Origin of the sequence: Bradyrhizobium sp. (assembly GCF_016462955.1) — a bacterium.
Classification (GTDB): Bacteria; Pseudomonadota; Alphaproteobacteria; order Rhizobiales; family Xanthobacteraceae; genus Bradyrhizobium.
The window spans coordinates 10,770-16,323 of record NZ_JAEMSD010000104.1 but is presented as its reverse complement, the minus strand read 5'-3'; the positions used below and the strand labels follow the sequence as shown (position 1 = coordinate 16,323).

6 protein-coding genes and 1 pseudogene are annotated in these 5,554 nt (G+C 60.8%); 4 read left to right on the top strand and 3 right to left on the bottom strand.

The features are described 5' to 3' along the window. Window positions 1–1,227: CoA transferase (locus JHD07_RS13670; protein ID WP_291622908.1), on the bottom strand; the 1,227-nt coding region annotated here is incomplete at its 3' end. A 67-nt stretch (window positions 1,228–1,294) separates the two neighbouring features. Next, a pseudogene (locus tag JHD07_RS13665) lies at window positions 1,295–1,561 on the bottom strand (ABC transporter substrate-binding protein); the annotation flags it as partial. A 62-nt stretch (window positions 1,562–1,623) separates the two neighbouring features. Here JHD07_RS13665 and JHD07_RS13660 point away from each other — a divergent pair. Next, window positions 1,624–2,331 (top strand): ABC transporter substrate-binding protein, encoded by a 708-nt coding sequence (locus JHD07_RS13660; protein WP_080654981.1) that lies wholly within the window; start codon window positions 1,624–1,626, stop codon window positions 2,329–2,331. A 55-nt stretch (window positions 2,332–2,386) separates the two neighbouring features. Here the strand turns inward: JHD07_RS13660 and JHD07_RS13655 are convergent, their stop codons facing one another. Further along, window positions 2,387–3,163, bottom strand: a complete 777-nt coding sequence (locus JHD07_RS13655) for an enoyl-CoA hydratase/isomerase family protein (RefSeq protein WP_024342790.1) — start codon at window positions 3,161–3,163, stop codon at window positions 2,387–2,389. Window positions 3,164–3,445: 282 nt separating this feature from the next. On the opposite strand from JHD07_RS13655, the gene JHD07_RS13650 reads away from it, so the two are divergent. From JHD07_RS13650 to JHD07_RS13640, 3 genes are read left to right on the top strand one after another with little or no spacing between them, the layout of a single operon-like run. Then, window positions 3,446–4,213 carry an enoyl-CoA hydratase/isomerase family protein gene (locus JHD07_RS13650; protein WP_028139122.1) on the top strand — a complete coding sequence of 256 codons (768 nt, stop codon included), beginning with the start codon at window positions 3,446–3,448 and terminating at the stop codon, window positions 4,211–4,213. A gap of 1 nt (window position 4,214) precedes the next feature. After that, on the top strand, window positions 4,215–5,000 hold the full coding sequence (locus JHD07_RS13645) for an SDR family oxidoreductase (RefSeq protein WP_024342792.1): 786 nt from the start codon (window positions 4,215–4,217) through the stop codon (window positions 4,998–5,000). 15 nt (window positions 5,001–5,015) lie between these two features. Beyond that, window positions 5,016–5,429: a Zn-ribbon domain-containing OB-fold protein gene (locus JHD07_RS13640; protein ID WP_291622904.1), complete on the top strand. Its 414-nt coding sequence runs from the start codon at window positions 5,016–5,018 to the stop codon at window positions 5,427–5,429. Window positions 5,430–5,554: the final 125 nt, after the last annotated feature.

The following is a 5,554-nucleotide window of genomic DNA, read 5'->3' as shown; positions in this document are numbered from 1 at the left end:
CTCCAGGACTGTCAGACCGTTCAGCGGACCCATATGACCTCGCAGGCGAAAGTATTTACGGAAACGATCAAGCCAGGACGCGCGCGGAATAGAGCGCTTGGATTTCGGTCTGGCTCTTTCCGAGCGCAGCAAGGATCTCGCGCGAATGTTCGCCAAGCCCCGGAATCGACCCGTTCTTCCCGATTTCGGGACCGGGGCAGCCGGGTATCGCGGCGACTGGGAGCGATCCCAGGCCGTCAAGGCGACGGTCTGGTAGGCCCCGACGGCGTTCACGTGTTCGTCGGCGAGCCAATCGGCGTAGGTATTGACCGGGCTTGCCATGACGCCGCGGGCGAGCAGGACCTCGACCCAGTCGGCCGTGGTACGCGTACGGAGCATCTCCTGAAGGACCTTGTTCATCGCTGCGCGGTTGGCGTTTCTGTTGTCCACGGAACCGAAACGCGGATCGCCCGAAAGTTGCGGACATCCGAGCGCATCGCACAGAGCTTCGAAATTCCGCGATCGCATCGCGCTCAAGAGAACATGGCCGTCCGCCGTTTCGTAGATGCCTGATGGGGAATATAGCGGTCCTGGAGTAGGGCCTTCCGCCTGAGCCTCCATCAGCTTGGCGGCCTGGAAGGCGGCGGCGCTTTGCATCAGGCTCATGTCGATGAACGAACCGGTACCGAACCGCACCTTGCGCATCAAAGCCGCGCTGACAGCCTGGAAACCGTAGAGACCCGTGACCGTGTCGATGACGACCATCGCCTGCCGATGCGGCTTTTCGACGGATCCGTTCATCACCATCATGCCGGAAAAGGCCTGGATGACGCCGTCGACGGTTGGACGTTCTCGGTTGGGGCCGCTTTGACCGTAACCGGACACGGACATGTAGATGATTTCGGGATTGACCTTCTTCGCTTCCGGATAGCCAAGGCCGAGGCGGGAAGCGACCCCGGCCCGAAGGCTCTCGATCACTACGTCGGCCGTAGCGACCAGATCGCCGGCGATGCGACGTCCTTCCTCTTTCGCGAGATCGATGGCTATCGATCGTTTTCCCCGATTAAACGCGGTGAAATGAATGGTGTTGTTCTCGATCGTCCTCCCCAGGATCCGCCCCCAATCGCCTTCCGGCGGTTCGATCTTGACGACGTCCGCCCCGTGCAGGGCCAAAAGCATCGCCGCGTGCGGTCCCGCGACGCCCTGACTAGCGTCGACGACCCTGAATCCTTCGAAAGCCCTTCGCATGCGCAACAATCCTTCCCGCGCTCTTCTTATGGAGAAGAAAGTTGCATTTCCCGTGCCGCGACCGAAAGACCCATCCGCGACGGACCTTCTTTCCGTTCAGATAGTTCTGGATTGCTGCGTTGGTCGCCGTTCCCAACGTGTCGAAGATGAGAAGCACATCGTCCTGCTCGATCAGCTTGCGCGTTTGCTCGACAGTCTTTGGCGGGCTGTATGCGTCGTCGAGGCTGATCAGCGTGATCTTTCGTCCGTTCACGCCTCCCTGGTCGTTTACCATCTGGAAGTAAGCTTGGTTGGCCTTCGCTATCGTGGAGTAGTGAGAACCCGGTCCGCTATAGCGCCGCGCATGTGTTCGCGTCAAAAACAGTCGGATGGGAAGTGTAGCAATCGGCGACAGGAATTCTGTTCGGCTCCCGGAATTACGAGCGCGATAAACGGTATCAGAACGACGATTTGGGCCGCGACTACATCAAAGGACTGCGCGCCAAACTGGGCGCGGAGGCTGATACTATGATTGTGAAGGAGTTGAGCTACGACATCACCGAACCGACCATCGGCTCCCAATTGATCACATTAAAAGCGAGCGGCGCCGACGTCTTTGTCAATCTTTCGACGACCAAGTTCGCGGCTCAGGCGATCCGCAAGGCTTACGAGCTGGGGTGGAAACCGACGCAACTTCTCGCCACCGTGTCGGCCTCAACCTCCGTCCTCAAGCAGATCGGCGCGGAAGCGAGCACCGGCGTGATGGCCCTGCACTACATGAAGGACCCGGCTGACCCGCGCCTGGCGGACGACCCCGGTTTCAAGGAGTGGCTGGCGTGGATGAAGAAGTACTATCCGTCCGGAGACATCACGGACGAGTTCAATGTTCTCGGCTACTCCAACGCTCAGACGCTGGTTCAGGTGCTCAAGCAGTGCGGAAACGATCTCTCGCGCGAGAACGTCATGAAGCAGGCTCAGAACCTCGACATGCAGCTACCGATGGTCCTGCCGGGTATTCGACTCAAGACGAGTGTGACCGACTTCGCCCCGATGAAGGATCTGCACATGGAGCGCTTCAACGGCGAGGGATGGGATCCGATCGGTTCGCTCATCTCGGGCGAGTGAACTTCGGAAGGGCCGCTTTCGGGGGTAAGCCCTTCCGATCTTACATAGCGTGAAGCTATTTCTGACTGGTGGGAGCCGCGAAGTTCGCGGGCCGCTTCTCGACGGCGGCCCGCAAACCCTCCTTGAACTCGCTGCTGGACATCGCAAGCGCCTGGCCGAGGCCCTCGAATGCGAACATGTCGTGCATTCCGGTTTCAAAGGTGCGTGCCATGAGCTGTTTCGCCAACCCCATGACTTCCGATGGTCCATCCGCGAGCCGACGCGCCTCGCCCAGCGCCTCCTCCTTGAGCTTGTCACTGGAGCACACCCGTGTGACAAGCCCGTTCGCGAACGCTTCCTGGGCCGTCCAGGTCTGATTTCCGAACAGGAACGTCTTGGCGCGCGCCAGGCCGATCAGTCTGGGCAGATGGTACATCATGCCGATATCGGGTACTGCGCCGAGACGGAAGAAAGCCGCCATGAACTTGGCGTCCTCGGACGCGAAGACGACGTCGCCGCATAGAGAAAGTCCCATTCCACCGCCGGCCGCATGCCCGTTCACCGCCACGACCATGGGCTTGTTGAGCGAAATGAGCGGGAAGAGCCAATCCTTCAGACCTGCGAAACGGCGGTGGACGGCCCATGGATCGGAAGCGACTTCGAGCATCTTGAAATCCCCGCCCGCGCAGAAAGAGGGACCTGCGGCCGCGAGGAGAACGGAGCGAACGGAGCGGTCGGTGGACGCCTCCCTGACCGCATGTCCGAGTTCGTCCCTGAGCTCCGACGTGAGCGAGTTTCGTGAACTCGGATTGTTGAGAGTGAGGATCATAACCGCGCCGTCGCGCTCGACCATAACCTGCTTCGGATCCACTGGCGTTTTCCCTTCGTTGAAAGACATCTGCGGTGCAAACGATGTGCCGCCGGAGCCGTGCCCCAATCCGGACCGGGCCCGCATGCGGTGTGTACGTGGCGCGGACAGGGGGTCGCGCGATGTGTCACCCGCGAACACCCTGTGCCGGCCATCGCGAGAAAAATCGTCAAACTTGCGAGCGATACGCGCATGGCATGGCTCTTGCTGACCTAGCTGTACAAGGCGGCGCGTATCTCGCACTCAAGCCGCAATTAGGAAACGCTATTGTCGTCGTCATCAGACATCGTGCAGCTTCATCGTCGCGGTCGCGTCGCCGTGATCACGCTGAATCGACCCCAGCAGCGAAACGCTCTCTCGGTAGAGATGAGGGCACAATTGGCGAGTCGATTCGACGAGATCAATGACGACGACCGGATTGTGGTCCTGCGGGGAGAGGGGGCGGCCTTTTGCGCGGGCGCAGACCTCGGCGATGTGCCCGATACGCCGATGGCCTGGCGGGATCGCATTCTCACCGCTCAGACTCAGCATCTGCGCATCATCAATATGAAGCAGGCCGTCATCGCGGCAGTCCAAGGCGCAGCCTTCGGCGGCGGTGCGTCGCTTGCGCTCGCTGCTGACATTCTCGTCATGGATGAGAACGCAAGCTTGGGCTTCCCATTCGTAAAGCTTGGTGTCGTTCCAGATGGGGGCGCCAGCTTTCTGCTGCAAGCGAAGGCCACTCCGGCGGTCGCGCTCGACGTGTTGCTTACAGGCGGTGTCATTCGGGCAGAAGAGGCGCGCGCCCTCGGGCTCACCCGTCGCGTTGCGCCAGTGGGAGAACTCGAGGGGCAGACCATGAAGCTCGCCGACGAACTCGCGGCGCTACCGGCGGAAGCTCTCCAGCTAACCAAATCCCTTTGCGCTCAAGGGTGGGCCGTTCATCTAGCCGGAGCGCTGCGGCACGAAGCGGACGCGTTCGGGCTCGCCACGGCGTCAGAATGCCACCGGTCGGCCATGGCTACCGCGAAAGCCAGAGTTGCGAAGGTGAAATGACATGTATTCTTCCGACCTTCTGAAAGGGCGCGTGGCACTCATCACCGGTGGCGGTAGCGGAATCGGGCTGAGTATAGCGGAGCAATACCTGGCGCTCGGCGCCAAGGTGGCAATCGTCAGCCGGAATGCCGAACGGCTCAAAGACGCTGTGGCCACTCTGCAGGCGCGGGACATGAAGGAAATCGCATCCTTCCAGGCGGACGTTAGAAACTACGAGCAGGTATCGGCCGCGGTCAACGCCGTCGTGAATCGCTTTGGATCGCTCGACATCCTCGTCAACAACGCGGCGGGCAACTTCTTCTGCCCGACCGCTGAGATGTCCTCGAACGCGTGGCGGACGGTGATCGACATCGATTTGAATGGGACCTTCCATGGATGCCGAGCCGCTTACGCGCATCTCCGGGAATCCAAAGGCGATGGTTGCATCATCAACATCATCACCATGCAGGCGCTGTCTGGCTGGCCGGGAGCAGCACATGCAGCTGCAGCCAAGGCCGGGATTCTGTCGCTCACCCGGACGCTCGCTGTCGAATGGGGACGGGAAGGAATCAGGGTCAACGCGATCTCGCCCGGGCCAATCGGCGACACCGAGGGCGCAAAGCGTATTTATGAAGATCGCGGTCGCGCAGATCTGGAGCGGAGCCGCGTGGCGCTTGGCCGCTTCGGAAATAAGCAGGAAGTCGCCAACGCGGCAGTCTTCCTGGCCTCGGATCTGGCGAGCTTCGTCACGGGCGAGAACCTCATCGTCGATGGGGGCCGTTGGCTGAAATACGTCTCTGAAAAATAGAAGAGGCGGGAATAAGTGGAAAAACAACTCCCGCTGCCGGTCGCTAACGCGGATTCCGCCGTCTACTGGAAGTCCGCGAATGAGGAGAAGCTCGTGATCCGGCGCTGCAATTCCTGCGGCGAAAAGCACTTCATGCCGCGATACCTGTGCCCCGTCTGCTGGTCCGACGATCTCGTATGGATCGAAGCGTCGGGTAAGGGAACGGTTCACAGCTTCACGGTCGTCCGGCGCGCGTCCTCGCCCGCGTTCGCTGGGCGCACTCCCTACGTTGTCGCGTTGATCGATCTGGCGGAGGGCCCTCGGATGATGACCAACATCGTCGGCAACGGTGCGCTGGAGGTCCGGGTCGGAGATGGCGTCAGACTCGATTTTGAAGAGCGCGACGGCGCGAAGCTCCCGCAGTTTTCGTTGGAGAAGGTGCGGTCGTGAATTTCGAAGACAGTGACGAACAGAAACTGGTGCGCGAGACGACCGCGTCGTTCGTGAAACGCCATTGCAAACCGGCCGACGTCCGTCAATGGGACCGAACCGGACAGTTGCCCGAGCACGTCTAC